The 17,831-nt window shown below is 73.4% G+C and carries 15 protein-coding genes; 9 read left to right on the forward strand and 6 right to left on the reverse strand.

Features of this window, described 5'->3' with window-relative positions:
• Positions 1–38 precede the first annotated feature (38 nt).
• Positions 39–656, forward strand: coding sequence for a transglycosylase family protein (locus ACFYXC_RS27460; protein ID WP_389554470.1), 618 nt, complete (start codon positions 39–41; stop codon positions 654–656).
• A 100-nt stretch (positions 657–756) separates the two neighbouring features.
• On the forward strand, positions 757–1,677 hold the full coding sequence (locus ACFYXC_RS27465) for a transglycosylase family protein (protein WP_389554472.1): 921 nt from the start codon (positions 757–759) through the stop codon (positions 1,675–1,677).
• Between the two features lie 61 nt (positions 1,678–1,738).
• On the opposite strand, the gene ACFYXC_RS27470 is transcribed toward ACFYXC_RS27465, so the two are convergent.
• Genes ACFYXC_RS27470 through ACFYXC_RS27480 form a run of 3 tightly spaced genes read right to left on the reverse strand, consistent with a single transcriptional unit; the run spans position 1,739 to position 5,837 of the window.
• Positions 1,739–2,425 (reverse strand): ATP-binding cassette domain-containing protein, encoded by a 687-nt coding sequence (locus ACFYXC_RS27470; RefSeq protein WP_389554474.1) that lies wholly within the window; start codon positions 2,423–2,425, stop codon positions 1,739–1,741.
• Positions 2,422–5,340, reverse strand: coding sequence for an ATP-binding cassette domain-containing protein (locus ACFYXC_RS27475; protein ID WP_389554476.1), 2,919 nt, complete (start codon positions 5,338–5,340; stop codon positions 2,422–2,424). The genes ACFYXC_RS27470 and ACFYXC_RS27475 overlap by 4 nt, the downstream gene beginning before the upstream one ends.
• Positions 5,340–5,837 (reverse strand): hypothetical protein, encoded by a 498-nt coding sequence (locus tag ACFYXC_RS27480; protein ID WP_388914081.1) that lies wholly within the window; start codon positions 5,835–5,837, stop codon positions 5,340–5,342. The genes ACFYXC_RS27475 and ACFYXC_RS27480 overlap by 1 nt, the downstream gene beginning before the upstream one ends.
• A gap of 127 nt (positions 5,838–5,964) precedes the next feature.
• Here ACFYXC_RS27480 and ACFYXC_RS27485 point away from each other — a divergent pair, with 127 nt between their 5' ends.
• The 5 genes from ACFYXC_RS27485 to ACFYXC_RS27505 all read left to right on the forward strand — a co-directional run bounded on the left by ACFYXC_RS27485 (position 5,965) and on the right by ACFYXC_RS27505 (position 11,154).
• Positions 5,965–6,495 carry a hypothetical protein gene (locus ACFYXC_RS27485; protein WP_389554477.1) on the forward strand — a complete coding sequence of 177 codons (531 nt, stop codon included), beginning with the start codon at positions 5,965–5,967 and terminating at the stop codon, positions 6,493–6,495.
• On the forward strand, positions 6,470–7,759 hold the full coding sequence (locus ACFYXC_RS27490; RefSeq protein ID WP_388914078.1) for an ABC transporter substrate-binding protein: 1,290 nt from the start codon (positions 6,470–6,472) through the stop codon (positions 7,757–7,759). Before ACFYXC_RS27485 ends, ACFYXC_RS27490 begins: the two co-directional genes overlap by 26 nt.
• A gap of 143 nt (positions 7,760–7,902) precedes the next feature.
• Positions 7,903–9,171, forward strand: a complete 1,269-nt coding sequence (locus tag ACFYXC_RS27495; RefSeq protein ID WP_389554479.1) for a glycosyltransferase family 4 protein — start codon at positions 7,903–7,905, stop codon at positions 9,169–9,171.
• Entirely contained in the window at positions 9,168–9,998 is an 831-nt protein-coding gene (locus ACFYXC_RS27500; protein WP_389554481.1) for a hypothetical protein, read from the forward strand. The genes ACFYXC_RS27495 and ACFYXC_RS27500 overlap by 4 nt, the downstream gene beginning before the upstream one ends.
• A 145-nt stretch (positions 9,999–10,143) precedes the next feature.
• Positions 10,144–11,154, forward strand: a complete 1,011-nt coding sequence (locus ACFYXC_RS27505; RefSeq protein WP_389554483.1) for a helix-turn-helix transcriptional regulator — start codon at positions 10,144–10,146, stop codon at positions 11,152–11,154.
• Here ACFYXC_RS27505 and ctaD read toward each other — a convergent pair.
• Positions 11,063–12,793: a cytochrome c oxidase subunit I gene (gene ctaD, locus ACFYXC_RS27510; protein ID WP_389554485.1), complete on the reverse strand. Its 1,731-nt coding sequence runs from the start codon at positions 12,791–12,793 to the stop codon at positions 11,063–11,065. The genes ACFYXC_RS27505 and ctaD overlap by 92 nt on opposite strands.
• A 412-nt stretch (positions 12,794–13,205) precedes the next feature.
• Here ctaD and ACFYXC_RS27515 point away from each other — a divergent pair, with 412 nt between their 5' ends.
• Positions 13,206–13,424 (forward strand): I78 family peptidase inhibitor, encoded by a 219-nt coding sequence (locus tag ACFYXC_RS27515; RefSeq protein WP_388914063.1) that lies wholly within the window; start codon positions 13,206–13,208, stop codon positions 13,422–13,424.
• Between the two features lie 114 nt (positions 13,425–13,538).
• Here ACFYXC_RS27515 and ACFYXC_RS27520 read toward each other — a convergent pair whose 3' ends face one another.
• The gene (locus tag ACFYXC_RS27520; RefSeq protein ID WP_389554487.1) at positions 13,539–14,558 is read right to left on the reverse strand and encodes a phosphatase PAP2 family protein; all 1,020 of its coding nucleotides are present in this window, start codon (positions 14,556–14,558) and stop codon (positions 13,539–13,541) included.
• A gap of 237 nt (positions 14,559–14,795) precedes the next feature.
• The gene (locus ACFYXC_RS27525) at positions 14,796–15,965 is read right to left on the reverse strand and encodes a glycosyltransferase family 39 protein (protein ID WP_388914057.1); all 1,170 of its coding nucleotides are present in this window, start codon (positions 15,963–15,965) and stop codon (positions 14,796–14,798) included.
• A 257-nt stretch (positions 15,966–16,222) separates the two neighbouring features.
• Here ACFYXC_RS27525 and ACFYXC_RS27530 point away from each other — a divergent pair, with 257 nt between their 5' ends.
• Complete coding sequence (locus ACFYXC_RS27530) at positions 16,223–17,830, forward strand: MFS transporter (protein WP_389554489.1); 1,608 nt, start codon at positions 16,223–16,225, stop codon at positions 17,828–17,830.
• The last annotated feature ends 1 nt before the right edge of the window (position 17,831 follow it).

The following is a 17,831-nucleotide window of genomic DNA, read 5'->3' on the forward strand; positions in this document are numbered from 1 at the left end:
CGCCTTGGGGGACCCCGGGTCCTTCGAGAGGGTCATACATGTCCGAATGTGCCGACAACACCCGTAAGGCTCGTACGACCGCGGTTCTCGCCGGGGCGGCACTGCTCGCCCCGCTCGGACTGGTCGCCGCGAACGGCGACGCCGCAGCGGCGGACAGCGGGGTGTGGGACCGCATCGCCCAGTGCGAGAGCGGCGGCAACCGGCACATCAACACCGGGAACGGCTACTACGGAGGACTCCAGTTCTCCGCCGGCACCTGGCGCGCGTACGGCGGTTCGGCCTACGCGTCCACCGCCGACAGGGCCTCCAGGGCGCAGCAGATCGCTGTCGCCGCCAAGGTGCAGCGCGCGCAGGGATGGAGGGCCTGGCCCACCTGCTCGGCCCGCGCGGGCGCGTCCGGCAGCGCTCCCGCGGCGGCCCCGCCGGGCGGCGCCACCGAAGCCGCCCCGTCGAAGCCGGCGAAGGCACCGGCCCGGGAGGCGGGCCACACCGGCCGCGGCTCGTCCCGTGGCGACCACATCGTCCGCGGCGGTGAGACGCTGAGCGGCATCGCGGCGCGGTACGGGACCACCTGGCAGCGACTCCACGCCGCCAACCGGGCCGTCATCGGCGGCAACCCCGACGTCATCGTCCCCGGACAGCGGCTGAACCTCTGACGCGGCACGGGGCCCCACCGGGTCCGCCGACCGGGTGGGGCCCCATCGGCCGGCCGCGCGGCTCGTCCGGACGCCGCCGCGGCCCGCCTAGCGTGGCCCGATGTCGATCAAGCGCACGCGGTATCCGGCTGTCGTCGTCGCCGTCCTGGCCCTGCTGGTCCCCTCGCAGGTGACCGCGGCGGCACCGCCTCCGGCCTCCGTCCCGGCGGCCGGGCAGGGGGCGTACGGCTGTGCGAAGGACCGGTGGCCGTGGGGCTGTCTCGCGAAGTGCGAGAGCGGCGGCCGCTGGAACGCGAACACCGGGAACGGCTTCTACGGAGGGCTGCAGTTCCACCAGCCCACCTGGCGGGCGTACGGCGGCCTGGCGTACGCGCCGCGAGCGGACCTGGCCACCCGGGACGAGCAGATCAAGGTCGCCGAGAAGGTGCTGCGCGCCCAGGGCTGGAAGGCGTGGCCCGCCTGCTCCAAGAGGTACCGGCTCGAGGGCCGGGCCCACGTCGTGCGAGCGGGGGAGAGCCTCTCGTCGATCGCACGGCGGTACCGCGTCCGGGGCGGCTGGCAAGCGCTCTACAAGCTCAACCGGCAGGCGGTCGGGCGCCATCCCGACCGCCTGCACGTCGGCACGGTCCTGCGGCTGCCGAAGGGGGCGGGCCCGGGCCGGCCGCCCGAGCCGCAGCAGGGGAACGGGTCCGCGCCCTCGCCCGCGCCCGGCCGCCCGGAGCCGAGCCCCTCGACGAGTCCGCCGACCCCCTCCGCCCCGCCGGCTGATCCGGCAGCCCCGTCCGCGTCCCCGGCCCCGACGGCGGCACCCTCCACGAGCCCGTCGGCCTCCGCCCCCTCGGACGTGCCGGACGACTCGGCTCCCCAGGTCCCCTCCCCGTCTCTCGCCCTGCCCGGCGTCTCGGCTCCGCCGGTGCCCGCCGCTCCCCGGGACGCGCCGGTCCTCCCGACCCGGCCGGCACCCTCGCCCCCGTCGGCACCGCCGCTCTTCTCGACCCTGCCGGTGCCCGCCACCCCCTAGGCGGTGTCCGCAGGACAGAAATGTTCTAGGCGGGTCCTTCCCCGGCTCGGCCCGGCGTCGTTCAGGGCGGCGGGACCCGCGTCCGTGTCGCCTCGCCGGCGGACACGACCGCGCCGCGACGGAGTTCGTACACGATCGTCGTCCGGGAGCGCAGGCCGGGCGGCAGCCGCTGTTCGGCGACGATCACGCCGGCGCCGAGGCCGCTCAGCACCTCGTAGGTGCGGGCCGCGACCGTCGGGGACATGCCCTGCGCGGGCTCGTCGACCAGGATCACGCGCGCGCGTGATAGCAGGGGGCGGGAGAGGGCGAGCATGCGCTGCTCGCCACCGGAGAGCGTGCCCGCCCTTCGGGGCAGCAGGGCCTCCAGCTGGGGGTAGGCGTGGAGGGCGGACGTGAAGGGTCCGCCGCGGGCCGCGAGTTCGAGGTTCTCGCGGACGGTCAGCGAGGCGAAGACCGCACGGCGGTCCGGGACGAGGCACAGTCCCCGGCGGGCCCGTTCGTACGCGGGCAGGCGCGTGACGTCGGTGCCGTCCCAGACCACGGCGCCGTGGGACAGGGCCACGGTCCCGGCGAGGGCGCGCAGCGCGGTCGTACGGCCCGAGCCGTTGCGGCCGAGCAGCACGGTGACGCCGGGGACGGGCGCGTGGAGGGTGACGCCGTGCAGGGCCTCCAGCGGGCCGTAGCGCACGCGCGCGTGGCGCAGCGAGATCCCGGCGCCGCGCGTCGCGGTGTTCTGGCGGGTGCTCACCGGCCGGTCACCGTGCCGAGTCCGTCGAGTACGTGGGCCGCCGGGCCGGAGACGACGACACGGCCCGCGGCCATGACGTGCACGGTGTCGGCGAGGCCGGCCACCAGGTCGAGGTCGTGCTCGACGACGAGGAGGGCGGTGCCGTCGGCGGCCAACGCCCGCAACAGGCGGGCCAGCGCGGTCACCTCGCCCGTGTCGAGGCCGGCCGCCGGCTCGTCGAGCAGCAGCACCCGGGGACCTCCCGCGAGGGCCCGGGCGAGTTCGACCCGCCGCAGGGTGCCGGTGGGCAGGTCCGCCGCCGGGAGCGCCCGTACGGCCCCGTCGAGCCCGAGCAGCCGCAGGGCGCGCTCCGTGGCGCCCGCGTCCACGGCCCGGCCCTGCTCGGCGCCCACGCGCACGTTCTCGGCCACGGTCAGGGTCGGGAAGACGGCCAGTTGCTGGAACGTGCGGGCGATGCCGAGCCGGGTCCGTGCGTGGGCGGGCAGCCGGGTGATGTCCCGCTCCCCGAACGCGACCCGGCCCGAGGCCGGCCGCACGGTTCCGGCGAGACAGTGGAAGAGCGTGCTCTTCCCGGCCCCGTTCGGCCCGACGACCGCGGTGATCCGCCCCGGCGGGACCTCCAGGTCGACCCCGTCCAGGACGGTGAACCCGCCGTACGCGACGCGCAGCGCACGGGCCCGCAGCACGGGCCGCCCGACGGCGGCGCGAGCGGCCCGGGGGCGGCTGGGTGCCGCCGCGGGAACGCGGTCCCGCGCACCTGGGCGAGCGACCGCCGTATCGCCGCCGTCGTGGTCTGCGGCGTCCCTTCCGCCGGGCACTGGGGGCGGCGGGTCGGGGGGAGTGGCCCGGCCGGGGGTGCTCGGCCCCGGGGCGTCGGATGCCCGCGGCACCCCGGTCTCGTCCGGCGCGGGCGGTGGCACCGGCCGGGCCACCGGCGGACGCCCGTCGGCGCGCAGACGCGCCGGGTCCGGCCGGGACGGCGTCCCTGCCGTCCCTGCCGTCCCTGCCGTCCCTGCCGCTCCGGTCGTGGCGGTCGGCCGGGGCGTGGGTGCGTCTCGGATAGGCGTCCGCAGTCTTTGTGCCGCGCGGGCGCCGAGTGGGGTCAGTGCTGGCTTTCGGCGTGGCCGCAGACGGCCGGCCGCCCGCCGCACGGCCTCGTACGAGCCGCCGGGGAAGCGGCCCACGAGGACCGCGAGGACTCCTATGACGGCCGCCGCGACCCCGCCCCGGGTGCCCGCGTCCAGGCCGACCAGCAGGGCCGCCGCGAGCAGTGCGCCCAGGACGCTGTCGGCGCCGAGCACCACGATCGCGGCGAACCACAACAGCCCGCGCACCGGGTCGTACGCGGCCGGGTCGAAGGCGCGTACGCCCATGCCGAGCATGCCGCCGCCCAGCGCGGCGAGGGCGGCGCCCGCCACGAACGCCGTCAGCTTCAGCGCCGGAACACGGACACCCGCCGCCGAGGCGCCCGCCTCGTGGTCCCGCATCGCGGCCAGCGCCCGGCCCGTACGGCCCCGGCGCAGCGCGTGGGCGGCCGGCAACGCGACCGCGAGCAGCGCCAGTTCGAGCACGTAGTACGCGCGGTCGCCCTCGAACCCGGCCGGGCGCCCCAGGGCCAGGCCCGACGTCGCGTACGGCTGGGCGAAGACGAAGCGGCTGACGCCGACGCCCACCGCGAAGGTGGCCAGCGCGAGGGCGAGGCCGTGCCGGCGGATGGCGGGCCAGCCGGTCAGCAGTCCCAGCGGCGCCACCAGCAGCACCGCCACCAGGAGTGCGGCCAGCTCCGGCAGCTCGGGCAGCCCCGGGAAGCGCCCCGCCGACAGCAGCGCCGTGAAGAGCGCGCCCAGACCGGCGTACGCGGCCTGCCCCAGCGAGATCTGCCCGCCGCGGCCCGTCACGACGACCAGGGACAGGAGGACGACGCCGAGGGCCGGCACCTGGACGGACGTGTGCAGGTCGGAGCCCGCGAAGCCCAGCGGCAGCAGGAAGAGGACCACGGCGACGATCCACGCGCCCGGCGGGGTGGCCACCCGGGCCGTCGCCGTGCGCGGCAGTACGTCACGGTGACCGGTCCCGGGCAGTACCAGGGCGGCCACCAGCAGCGCGACCACGAAGAGATTGGCGCCCACCGCCTGGACGAGCGGTTCCAGTCGCCCCTCCGGATGCAGCCGGGTGAGCTGGCTCTGCGCGATCCCGATGCCCAGGGCCACCACCACGGCCACCGGCAGACTGCGCATCCGGGCGGCCACCGCGACCGCCACCACCTCCATCACCAGCAACGGCATGCCGTACGGGTCCAGGCGTACGTACGGAGCCAGCAGCACCCCCGTCAGCCCCGCGGTGAACGAGCCGAACGCCCAGCCCGCCGCGGCCACCCGGTCCGCGTCGACGCCGCTCAGCACGGCGAGCGGGCGGTCGTCGACGACCGCCCGCAGCTCCCGGCCGAAGCGCGTCCAGCGGATCACCGCGCCCACCCCGGCGGCCAGGACGAGCGTGACCGCCAGCTGTCCCCAGGGGTCCGCGGGGACGAGCGTCGGCGCGTCCGAGCGCGCGCCGGGACCCCAGAGGAGGGCCGCCCCGCCGACGAGCAGGACGAACACGCCGATGGACGCGACGAGGGTCTGCGCGGGATCGCCACCGAGGACGGACAGGGGCCGGAAGACGAACCGTTCCAGCGCCACGCCGATCGCCGGGGCCACCACGAGCAGCGTGAGCGGCGCGGCGAGCACGAGCGGCCAGTCCCAGTCGACGGTGAGCCGGCACAGCAGGTAGGCGCAGACCATCGCGACGGCGCCGTGCGCGAAGTTGAGCACGCCGGTCGCCCGGTGGGTGACGACCAGTCCGATCCCGGTGAGCGCGGCCGCGCCGCCCACGGAGAGCCCGGCGAGCGTGAGGTCCCACGTCAGCGACGCCATCAGCCGGCCGCCCCGGACGACGGGCCGTCCGAGGCGGTGGGTTCGCAGATCGGGCAGGGGCCGAGGTCCCCGCCCGCGAGGACCCGCGAGTCCACCGGCAGGGCGTCCGGCTTCCCCGCGACGAGCGGGCAGTCCGCGCGGTGCCACAGGGTGCCGCCCGGCACCATCAGCAGGTCCCCGCTGACGGCGACGGGCGCGGCGGCCGCCTGTCCGGTCCCGTCGGGCTCGGTGTCACCGGCCGCCACCAGGAGCCCGTACAACTCCTCGACGCGGGCCGCCGCGAGGGCGTTCCTGCCATGGGCGAGGAGGACCGCGGCCGCGATGACCAGGGCCGCGCCCGGCACCGTGCAGGACGCGAGGTAGGGCAACTGCCGTTCCGCGTACCGCTCGCCGGAGATCCCGTACCAGCCGAGGACGCACAGCACCGCGCCCGCGGCGAGCGCGGCCCACCCGGCCCACAGGACGGGGTGCACATTCCGCAGTCGAGCAGTCCGCATGGGGGCTCCACGTGATGTGTCCGGCTGTCTTCCAAGTCCGGCGATGGACAAGCACTATGCCCTTTGGAAGCTGACCCTGAAAGCTCCGGGCGCACACGGTCCGGACCGACACCCGGTGGTGAGCCAGATGGTTCTCGGGAGCGATCTCAGGCACGGTGCGGGGCGGGGGCTGGCGGTTCTCGTCCTCGCCGTGGCCCTCACGGCCTGCGGCGACGACAGCGGCGGTGACGACACGGATCCGCCCTCGCCCTCCGCGCAGCGGCCGACCACGGCCGCGAGCCCGAGCGCGAGCGCGCCGGACGATCCGGCGGCGGCGCAGAAGGAGATCGAGGAGAACTGGCAGAAGTTCTTCGACCCGGCGGTCCCCACGAAGGACAAGCAGGCCGTCCTGGAGAACGGCGACGCGATGGGCCAGGTCCTGAAGAGCTTCAGCGGCGACGAACGCGGCGGGCAGGTGGAGGCGACGGTGAACGAGGTCGCGTTCACCTCGCCGACCGGCGCGGACGTCACGTACACGCTCACCCTGAAGGGCGCCACGGTCATGCCGGACGCCAGCGGGACTGCGGTCGAGCAGGACGACACGTGGAAGGTGTCCGTCAAGACGCTGTGCGGCCTCGTCGGTCTGAGCGGCAATGCGTCGCCGGGCCCGGGCTGCTGAATCCGCTGCCCTGGGCCTGCTGCTCCTACTGGGCACGGCCTGCGGCAGCCGCCTCCCGGAGAGCGACTTCGGGGACCGGCCGGACCGGACACCCGCCCGCACCACCGCGGAGCCGATCCGGGTGGGCGTCGTCACGAGCGCCACGAGTCCGGTCGGCGGTGACACCTTCACCGGTCCGCGGGACGGCGCGCAAGCCTACTTCGACGTCCTGAACGCGCGCGGCGGCATCGACGGACGCAGGGTCGAGGTCCGTACGTGCGACGACGGCGGCAGCGGCGTCGGCAACAACGAGTGCGTGCACCGCCTCGTCGACGAGGACGAGGTGGTGGCCCTCGTCGCCACGACCGCCCTCGACTACGCGGGGGCCCCACGGGTGGCACGCGCGCGCGTGCCCGACATCGGCGGACAGCCCATCGGCGCGGCCTACGACACGTATCCGCACCTCTACGGGATCTACGGCAGCCTCGCCCCGCGGAACGGGAAGCCGGGCTGGGACGGCAGGCTGTACGGCGGCACCGAGATCTACCGCTACTTCGCGCGGGAGCACGGCGCCCGCACGGCCGCCGTCGTCTCGTACAACCAGTCCGCGTCGGCCGCGTACGCACGGCTCGTCGCCCGGGGCCTGAAGGCCGAGGGGTACGAGGTCGTCACCGAGCAGGTCGACTTCGCGCTGCCCAACTTCCGTGCGGCGGCGGCCGACCTGAAGAAGCAGGGCGCCGACCTGGTCTTCGACGCCATCGACACGTACGGCAACGCGCAGTTGTGCGAGGCGATGGACGACGTCGGCGCCGAGGTCCTCGCCAAGGTCACCAACGTCCAGAACTGGACGTCCACCGTCCGCGAGGACTACAAGGACGCGCCGCGCTGCCGCAACACCCTGTGGGCGACGGGCGCGAGCCGCAACTACGAGGACACGGACCACGACGCCGTACGGGAGTTCCGCGACGGCACGAAGGACCTCGGGACGCGCTCCCAGTGGCAGGTGGAGGGCTGGGCCGCCGCGATGTGGTTCACGGACGCGGCCAGGTCCTGCGCCGAGGAGGGCGTCACGCGCGCGTGCGTCGACCGGTTCATGGCCGAGGGCGGGCCGTACACCGCCGACGGTCTGCTGCTGCCGGTCCGGTTCGAGCGCCTGCCCGAGCCGCCCAGGACGCGCAGGACGTGCCTGTCGGTGGCCCGCTGGGAGGACGCCCGGGGCTGGGTGAGCCAGGGGGACATGGACAGCGAGTGCCACGACGTCCCGCAGCTCTCCTACGAGCCCTGATGCCTGCGGGCGCCAAAAGGTTCCCCCCGCCGGTTACCGATGACACAACTCTTGGGGAACAGAGTGATAATCAGAGCCAACCATCACGCCAACTCCCCGGTCTAACCCTGAGGTAGCTGGATGAGCCGGAGATACGGGGACGCATGCAGATTTCTTTCCTGATACACAACGCCTACGGAATCGGTGGGACGATCCGGACGACGTACAACCTCGCGAACGCCCTTGCCGAGCAGCACGACGTCGAGGTCGTCTCCGTCCTCCGTCACCGCGACGAGCCGGTCTTCGCCCGGAACCCGCGCGTACGCCTGCGCCATCTCGTCGACCTGCGCAGGGGCGGCCCGGGATACGAGGGCGACGACCCCGCGTTCCTGACCCCGGCCCGCGTCTTCCCGAAGGGGGAGATCCGCTACGACCAGTACAGCGTCCTGACCGACCGCCGTATAGCGGAGCACCTCTCGACGGTCGACGCCGACGTCGTGGTCGGCACCCGACCCGGCCTGAACGTGCACCTGGCCCGTGAGACCCGGCGCGGCCCGGTCCGCGTCGGCCAGGAGCACCTCACCCTCGACAGTCACTCCGTCGGGCTGCGCGCGGAACTGCGCGGCGCCTACCCCCGGCTCGACGCGGTCACCACGACCACGGAGGCCGACGCCCACGCGTACCGCACGACGATGCGGCTGCCCGGCGTGCGGGTGGCGGCCGTGCCCAACTCGGTGCCCGCGTCCGGCGTGGAGCCCGCGGACGGCTCCGCGAAGTGGGTCGTCGCGGCCGGCCGCCTCGCCCCCGTCAAGCGGTACGACCTGCTGATCAAAGCGTTCGACCTGGTGCGCGCCCAGCGGCCCGACTGGCGTCTGCGGATCTACGGCAGCGGAAAGCAGAAGGACAAGCTGCGCCGCCTCATCGACGAACGCGGGCTCTACAACCACGTACTGCTGATGGGGCCGGCCCACCCCATCGAACCGGAGTGGGCCAAGGGCTCCATCGCCGCCGTCACCTCCAGCATGGAGTCCTTCGGCATGACCATCGTCGAGGCCATGCGCTGCGGCCTGCCCGTCGTCTCCACCGACTGCCCGCACGGACCGGGGGAGATCATCGACAACGGTGTCGACGGACGTCTCGTGCCGGTCGGGAACGTCCGGGCCATCGCCGACGGCCTGCTCGAACTCATCAATGACGACGCACTGCGCGGCAAGATGGCGAGCGCGGCGCTCCGGGACTCCGAGCGCTTCGACCCGGCGCGGATCGCCGAGCGCTACGAGTCGCTCTTCAGCGGTCTCGTCGCACGTGGCGGCGCCACGAGGATCGGCAGGATGCGCGGCTCGCTGCACCGCACCAGGGGAGCGCTGCTCGGCGGCGCGTATGCCGTCCGCGATGCCGGACTGACCGTGTTCGGGAAGGAGCGTTCCGCATGACGGCCCTGGCTCCGCAGGCCGCACCCCAGCCCACCGACGAGGACGACGCCATGCCTCCGCGTGCCGACTGCACCGCCGACTCCGCGGGCGGCCTGACCTTCGACATGACCGAACTCGGGGACGCCGGCGGCACGCATCTCGTGCTGCGCCACCGGGACGGCCTCCAGGAGGTCCGGCTGCCGCTCTCCCCGGCCGCCGACGGCCGGCTGCGTGCCGCGCTGCCCAGCAGTGTCGAACTGCCCGAGGGCCGCTGGGACGCCTACGCGCAGACCGCCGACGGCGAGCCGGAGCGTCTGACGCCCGGCCTGAACGACCTGCGCTCGCTCGTCGACCGGGTACCGAGCGGGGCCCGCGGACACGTCGCCGTCCGCATCCCGTACGCGACCAAGCACGGCAACCTCTCCGTCCGCAGCTGGCTGCGCGCCCCGCACGCGGAGGCCGGCGAACTGCACATAGGAGAGGACGAACTGGACGTCCGGGGGCGGGTGTACGGGGTCGCGCTCACCCCGGACGCGTACGTCGAGCTCGCCGGCCGTGAGGGACAGGAAGCGCGCAGGGCCGAGGTCCACGGGGACGGGGCGGCGTTCGGCTTCACCGTGGCCCTCCCCGGACTGCCGCAGGGCGTCTGGGACCTGTGGCTGCACCCGGCGGGGGCGGCCGGGCCGCGGGTACGGATCGCGCGGCTGCTCGACGACATCGCCGACAAGAAGCCCATCTTCGTGTACCCGAAGGCCACCGTGGAGACGGAGCACGGCCCGGTGACGGCCGGCCCGTACTACACGAGAGACAACGACCTCTCGGTGACGGTGACCGCAGCAACTTCGTAGGCCGCGGTCCGGCAGCGCCCTCAAAGGGGCGCGGGGAACTGCGCGACCCGCCACGACGCACCCGCGCTTCGATCACCGGGCCGCAGCGGGGCTTCCACAGGGCTTGCGGACAGCACTCGTCCGCAAGCCCTGGCAGACTCGCCGCATGCTGGAGACCTCCGCACGACTTCTGCGCCTCCTCTCGCTGCTCCAGGCGCACCGCGAATGGTCGGGTGCCGCCCTCGCGAGCCGCCTCGGCGTCACCCCGCGCACGGTCCGCCGGGACGTGGACCGGCTGCGGGAGCTCGGCTACCCGGTGCACGCCAGCCCCGGCACGGGCGGCGGCTACCAACTGGGCGCGGGGGCCGAACTGCCTCCGCTGCTCCTCGACGACGACGAGGCCGTCGCCGTCGCCGTCGGTCTGCGCACCGCCGCGGGACAGGGCATCGAGGGCATCGGTGAGACCTCCGTACGCGCCCTCGCCAAGCTCGAACAGGTGCTGCCGCACCGGCTGCGCCGCCGGGTGAGCACCCTGAACGCCTTCACCGTGCCCATGCTGCGCGGCCCGCACCCCTCCGCCGTCGACCCCGCCGTCCTGACCGAACTCGCCGCCGCCTGCCGCGACGCGGAGCGGCTGCGCTTCGACTACCGCACCCACGACGGCGTCCCGGCCCGCCGCACGGCCGAACCGCACCGGCTGGTGTGCACCGAGCACCGCTGGTACCTGGTCGCCTGGGACCTCGACCGCGACGACTGGCGGACGTTCCGGGTGGACCGCATCACGCCCAGGCCGCCCCACGGGCCGCGCTGCACGCCCCGTGCGTCACCGGCCGAGGACCTCGCCGCGTACGTCTCCCGGGGGGTCTCCACGCGCGCGTACGCCGCGCACGCCGTGGTCCGCCTCCATGTGCCCCTGCAAGAGGCCGCCGGGCGGGTCTCGCCGTCCGCCGGGACACTGGAGGCCGAGGGCCCGGACAGCTGCGTCCTGCGCACCGGCGCCGCGAGCCTGGACGTGATGGTCATTCACGTCATGCTGCTGGGCCTCCCGTTCGAGGTGCTGGAGCCCGTCGAGCTCATCGGGGCGATCAGTACTGCTCGGGACCGGTTGACGGACGCTCTTGACCGAAGCGGATCTGCGGGCTGTCCTCCTGGCCGGAGCGGGTCTGGGGCGGCGTGATCGCCGCGAACCGCGGATGGTGCAGGTCGAACGCCGGCGACTCGGAGCGGATCCGGGGCAGCGTGGTGAAGTTGTGCCGCGGCGGCGGGCACGAGGTCGCCCACTCCAGCGAGCGGCCGAAGCCCCACGGGTCGTCGGAGTCGACCTTCTCGCCGTACCTGGCCGTCTTCCAGACGTTGTAGAGGAACGGCAGGGTCGACATGCCCAGCAGGAACGCGCCGATCGTCGAGACGGTGTTGAGCGCCGTGAACCCGTCGGCCGCCAGGTAGTCCGCGTAGCGGCGCGGCATGCCCTCCGCGCCCAGCCAGTGCTGCACCAGGAACGTGGTGTGGAAGCCGGTGAAGAGCGTCCAGAAGTGCAGCTTGCCGAGCCGCTCGTCCAGCATCTTCCCGGTGAACTTCGGCCACCAGAAGGTGAAGCCGCCGAAGGTCGCGAAGACGACGGTGCCGAACACCACGTAGTGGAAGTGCGCCACCACGAAGTACGTGTCCGTGACGTGGAAGTCCAGCGGCGGCGAGGCCAGGATCACGCCCGTCAGACCGCCGAACAGGAACGACACCAGGAAGCCCGTCGCCCAGAGCATCGGTGTCTCGAAGGAGAGCGACCCCTTGAGCATCGTGCCGGTCCAGTTGAAGAACTTCACACCCGTCGGCACCGCGATCAGGAACGACATGAACGAGAAGAACGGCAGCAGCACCGCGCCCGTCGCGAACATGTGGTGGGCCCACACGACCACGGACAGACCGGTGATGGCCATCGTGGCGCCGACCAGCGTCAGATAGCCGAAGATCGGCTTCCTGCTGAACACCGGGATGATCTCCGTGATGATCCCGAAGAACGGCAGCGCGATGATGTAGACCTCGGGATGCCCGAAGAACCAGAAGAGGTGCTGCCACAGCAGCGCCCCGCCGTTGGCCGAGGCGAAGACCTGCGAGCCGAACCGCCGGTCCGCCTCCAGGACCAGGAGCGCCGCGGCGAGCACCGGGAAGGCCAGCAGGATCAGGATCGACGTGAACAGCGTGTTCCACGTGAAGATCGGCATCCGGAACATCGTCATGCCGGGTGCGCGCATCCCGATGATGGTCGTCAGGAAGTTCACCGCGCCGAGGATCGTGCCGAAGCCGGCCAGCGCCAGACCCATGATCCACATGTCGGCGCCGATCCCCGGCGACCGCTCCAGGCTGTTCAGCGGCGCGTACGCGAACCAGCCGAAGTTCGCGGGCCCCTCGGGCACCAGCAGCGAGCCCAGCACGATCAGCCCGCCGAAGAGGAACAGCCAGTAGGACAGCATGTTCAGCCGGGGGAAGGCGACGTCCGGGGCGCCGATCTGCAGCGGCATGATCTCGTTGGCGAACCCGGCGAAGGTCGGCGTCGCGAAGAGCAGCAGCATGATCGTGCCGTGCATCGTGAACATCTGGTTGAACTGGTTGTTGTCGATGAGCTGCGTGCCGGGCCGGGCCAGCTCGGCCCGCATCACCAGCGCCATCAGACCGCCGACCAGGAAGAACGCGAACGACGTGATCAGATAGAGGTGCCCGATCTTCTTGTGGTCGGTCGTGGTGAGCCAGTCGACGACCAGCCGCCCCGGCCGCTTCACCGGTGCGGGCCGTACCGCCTCCTGTGCGGTGTCCGTCCCCATCCCTGCCCCCTCGCTCGTCGCGCCCGGGCTCCCTGGAACTGACGCCATGATGCTCGCGGGGTACCGGGCTCCGACAGAGGGCGTCCACGGGTTCTGTGCTTGAACCATGTATTTGCCGTGGCCTCCCAACGTGCCCGCGGCGCCACGGAATCGGAAAGAAAAAGCGCGAACGGGCAGCCGCCGGGCCGCAATACGGCCGGGTATTCGGGGTCGCGGCGGAGTTAGTGCCGAGCACTCCAGAATTACGTTCGAAGGCCACCGGAACGCCTGCCGAACCGCCCGTACGTGTGAGGAAGGCCGGCCGAAACGGGCGTGGTTGTCCTGTGACAGAAGTGTGACCGGAGAGGGACCGGTGACGGATGGTGGCGGACCCGGGGTTCCCCGCCCGCACCGCGGCGCCTAACGTGGCGGCATGGCACCGATTCCCCCTCCTTCTTCCGCAGAGCCCTCCGACACTCCGGACGCGTACGTCGGGCTGGCGGCGGACGACGCCGAGCGCCGGGCCCGCGAGCGGGGGTGGTCCACCGTACGGTCGTTGCCGCCGGGCGCGATCATCACGATGGAGTACCTGTCGGGGCGGCTGAACCTGGAGGTCACCGACGGCCGTGTGACGCGCAGCTGGAAGGGCTGACGCCGGAGCTCTCCCGCACAGGTCCTGTGCGGGCGGGCGGGGGCTGAGCGCGCAGTTCCCCGCGCCCCTGAGGAGCGGGGCTGCGCCCCTGCTTCCTGCCGTGGGCGCCCGCGGTCAGCCGCCCGCCAGGGGCCGCGCCGACGCGGTGCCACGTGTCACTCGGTCCGACTGCGGGGGCCTGCGGCTGCCGACCGGCGTCACCGGTGTGCGCTCCGAGCGGGTCAGGTGCGGGCCGGGCGCCAGGTAGCCCTGCACCCTGGGCGGCCGGGAGGCGGCCACCGGCTCGCGCACCACGGGCTCCTGCTCGGCGGCCGCGTCGGCGGCCGGGGCGGGCGCCGTGGGGACCGGGGCCGGAGCGGCCGGGGCGGTGCCGCGGCGACGGGCGCGCCAGGCGTCGCGCAGGTCGAAGACGACGGTCTCGGCGCGCGCGATCAGCGGCTCGAACCAGGGCAGCGCGAGCAGGATCAGCAGGCCGGCGGCCCAGCCCAGCACGACATCGCTCAGCCAGTGCGTACCGAGATACACGGTGGTGAGGCCGACGCCGAGCGACACCACGGCGGAGACGGCCGACAGCCAGCGCCTGGCCCGCGGCGTCGAGGCCAGGTAGGCGAGGATGCCCCAGGTCACGACGGCGTTGGCGGTGTGGCCCGAAGGAAATATGTCGCCGCCCAGCCACATCTCGTTCGAGCCGACGCTCGTCGCGTAGTGCGGACCGAGACGGCCCATGCTGAGCTTGGCGGCCCCCACCGTGAGGTTCAGGAGCAGCAGCGAGGCACCCAGCGTGAGCAGCGGGCGCAGGGTGTGCTGCCGCCAGGAGCGCCAGCCCAGCCAGGCCGCGATCATCACGGCGGTGGGACCGCGCTGGCCCAGCACCACGTAGTAGTCGAGGAACGCGTGGATCTCGGGCCACTGCTGGTACGGCCGGAAGAACATGACCTGCCAGTCGAGCCTGACCAGCCACGAGGTGATCACGACGGCCCACACGATGGCGGCGTAGAAGGCGAGCGTGGACGCGAAGAGGACCACTCGGTGCCGGCTCATCCGGGGCACGTCGATGTGGGCCGGTCGTTCCGGCTCACGGTCCAGCCGGGCGAAGACCCGGTCCAGACGAGTCAGCTTTCGTTCGGTACGCACCCAATCGACGTTACAGCGAGTGAGGTGTGTTCAAGCGCGAAGCACCCTCTTTGTGATGACGATGTGATGTGGGAAAGCTCTCAGAACGGGGCTAATTGCCGTGGATTATGGAATCCCTCGTGCGCTCTTCCTTCAATTCGATTGATCGTTCCGGAGCGGAGTTTTGTGGCGCTTATGAATTCGTTCACCGGAAGCTTGCGTGTCCTTCTCCCACTGCTCACCGGACACCGAGAGTGATCACGGCGGACCCGAGCCGTTCAGCCAGCCGGCGCCGTACACCGCCGACGCCACCGCCACCGGCCCCAGCACCCATGCCCACCTGCGGTTTCGCTGTCCGGCGAGGGCCAGTGCCAGGGGCAGGAGGAGGGGAAACGCGGGCAGCAGGAGGCGTGGTTTCGAGCCGAAGTAGCTCGACGCGCACAGGGCGAGGACGGTGACGGTGCCCGAGTACACCAGCAGGGGCAGTGGCTGCCGCTGCCGCACGCAGGCCGCGTACAGCCATCCGAGCAGCCCGACGCCGGCGAGCAGCCCGAGACCGGCCAGGGCCGACGGGAACGAGGTGAACTTGTCGGCGACGAACCGGGCGAACGCGTAGCCGCCGTCGAAGCCGTTGCGCCAGCCCGCCTGCACGTCGAGATAGCCCAGCGGGCCCCCGCCCGTGCGGTGGCCGACCCACAGGACGTACCCGGCCGCCCCGAGGGGCGCGACCAGCATCGCCAGGGCGCGCCGCCATCCGGGTGCGCCGTCCGGTGCGGGCACGCTTCGCTCCCGTACGAAAGAGGAGACGGCCGTCACCCATACGGCCGCGACGACGGCCACGCCCACCGGTCGGGTCAGACCGGCCAGGGAGGCGAGCACGCCCGCGGTCAGCCAGCGGCCGGTCAGGACGGCGTACAGCGACCAGGCCGCCAGCGCCGTGAACAGCGACTCGCTGTACGCCATCGACTGCACGATCCCGACGGGCAGGACGGCCCACACCAGCACGGCGCAGATCCCGGCCCGCCGTCCGTACACGTGGTCCGCGACCGCGAAGATCCCCCAGGCCGCCGCGAGCGAGGCGACCGTGCTCACCAGCAGGCCCGCGTCCGCGTACGACAGCGGGGACACCGCCGACACCGCCCGCTCCAGCCAGGGCAGCAGGGGGAAGAAGGCCAGGTTCGAGTGCACGTCGCCGTTGGGCAGGCGCACCTCATAGCCGTAGCCGAGCTCGGCGACCCGGGTGTACCAGAGGGAGTCCCAGCGCGCCGAGAGCAGGCGGCGCGCGCTGCTGTCCCTGGTGGCGCTCCACACCGCGAGCGCCACCAGGCCCAGCGCACGCACCGCCGCGTACCCGAGGAGAGCGGGCACGGCACGGCGCCAGGACGGTCCCGGACGGGGTGGCGCGACGGGCGCCGCGAGATCGGTCACGGCCCCGATTATCGAGGGCACCCGCGACCGCGCCCCCCGGCGGGGCGCGCCCGGCCCGGAGCGGCGTGGCGCACGCCACACGCGTCCCAGGCGAACGTGAGAGGTCCGCCACCCGTCATCGGGGGGAACTCGCGTACTCTGGCGGCTCACTCGCCTTTGTTGCGTGGGCCGGGACACCGCTCCTCCCGAGCCGCAGCCGCAGGGAGTCCCCACCCAGCGGATCGCCGAACGCGAGGGAACATCTGGGAGGTACGTACATGTCCGGGACGACCACGGCCGCCGCGCGTCGCCGTCGGGGGACCGGGGCCGGTGCAAACCGCTGGGTCGTCCTTGTGGTGCTGTGTGTCAGCCTGCTCCTGGTCGCCGTCGACGCCACCGTGCTGCACGTCGCGGTGCCCGCCGTCACCGAGGACCTCACGCCCGGCGCGATAGAGCTGCTCTGGATCGTCGACATCTACCCGCTCGTCTGCGCCTCGCTGCTGATCCTCTTCGGCACGCTGGGCGACCGGATCGGCCGCAGACGCGTCCTGCTCCTCGGATACGCCCTCTTCGGCGTCGCGTCCGCCGCCGCGGCCCTCGCCGACAGCGCGGAGGTACTGATCGCGGCGCGTGCCCTGCTCGGCGTCGGCGGCGCGATGATCATGCCCGCGACGCTGTCCATCCTGCGGCAGGTCTTCCCCGACCGGCGCGAGCGGGCGCTCGCGATCGGTGTCTGGAGCGCGGTCGCCGCGGTCGGCGCGGCCGTCGGACCGCTCCTCGGCGGCTTTCTCCTGGAGCACTTCTGGTGGGGGTCGGTCTTCCTCGTCAACATCCCGCTGATGCTGGTCAGCCTCCCCGTCGGGCGGCTGCTGCTGCCCGAGTCGACGGGCGAGCGCGACGGACCGTGGGACGTCGTCGGCGCGCTGATGGCCGCGGCCGGGCTCTTCGGCGTCGTCCTCGGCGTCAAGCGGCTCGGTGGCGGCGAGGACGCGTTGAGCGTGTTCACCGCGGTGCCGCTGCTGGCGGGCGCCGGACTCCTCGTCGCGTTCGTACGGCGGCAGCGGCGGCGCCGGAAGCCGCTGGTCGACCTGACGATGTTCTCGCGGCCCGCCTTCAGCACCTCCGTCGGATGCATCGTGCTGGCGATGCTCGCGCTGGTCGGTCTCGAACTCATCGCGGCGCAGTATCTGCAACTCGTGCTGGGGCTCTCCCCGCTGGAGACCGGGCTGCGGCTGGTGCCGCTCACCGTCGCCGCGATGGCCGCGGGGCTGGCCGGGGCGAAGCTGCTGCAGCGCTTCGGGCCGCGGACCATGGTCTGCTCCGGGTTCTGCCTCACCGCCGCGGCGGTCGTCACACTGACGGCGATGGGGGCCGACGACAACGCCCCGCTGCTGCTGACCGGGTTCGTGATGCTCGGGTTCGGCCTGGAGGTCACGCTCTTCGGCGCGTACGAGTCGATGCTGAGCGAGGCGCCGCCGGAGCAGGCCGGCGGGGCCGCCGCCATCGGGGAGACGTCGTACCAGCTCGGGGCGGGGATCGGGATCGCGCTCCTCGGGAGCGTGATGAACGCGGCGTACGCGCCCGGACTCGCGTCCGTTCCCGGTGTCGCCGCGGGGGACTCGGCCGCGGCGCGGCACTCCCTGGGGGAGGCGTACGAGGTCGCCGCGCGGCTGGGCGGGGGGTCGGGGGAGGCGCTGCGGGTGGCGGCCCGGCATGCGTTCGTGCACGGGCTGCACGTGACGTTGCTGGTGAGCGCGGGGCTGTTGCTGCTGGGGGCGGTGATGGCGCTGCGGTTGCCCCGGGCGATGGAGTGCGGGGAGCCGGTGGGGCTGGTTCCGGGGCCCCGGGAGGCGGGTGTGCCCGTGCGCGCCGAGTCCGTGCACTGAC

The organism is Streptomyces sp. NPDC002701, assembly GCF_042889045.1.
Lineage (GTDB): Bacteria > Actinomycetota > Actinomycetes > Streptomycetales > Streptomycetaceae > Streptomyces.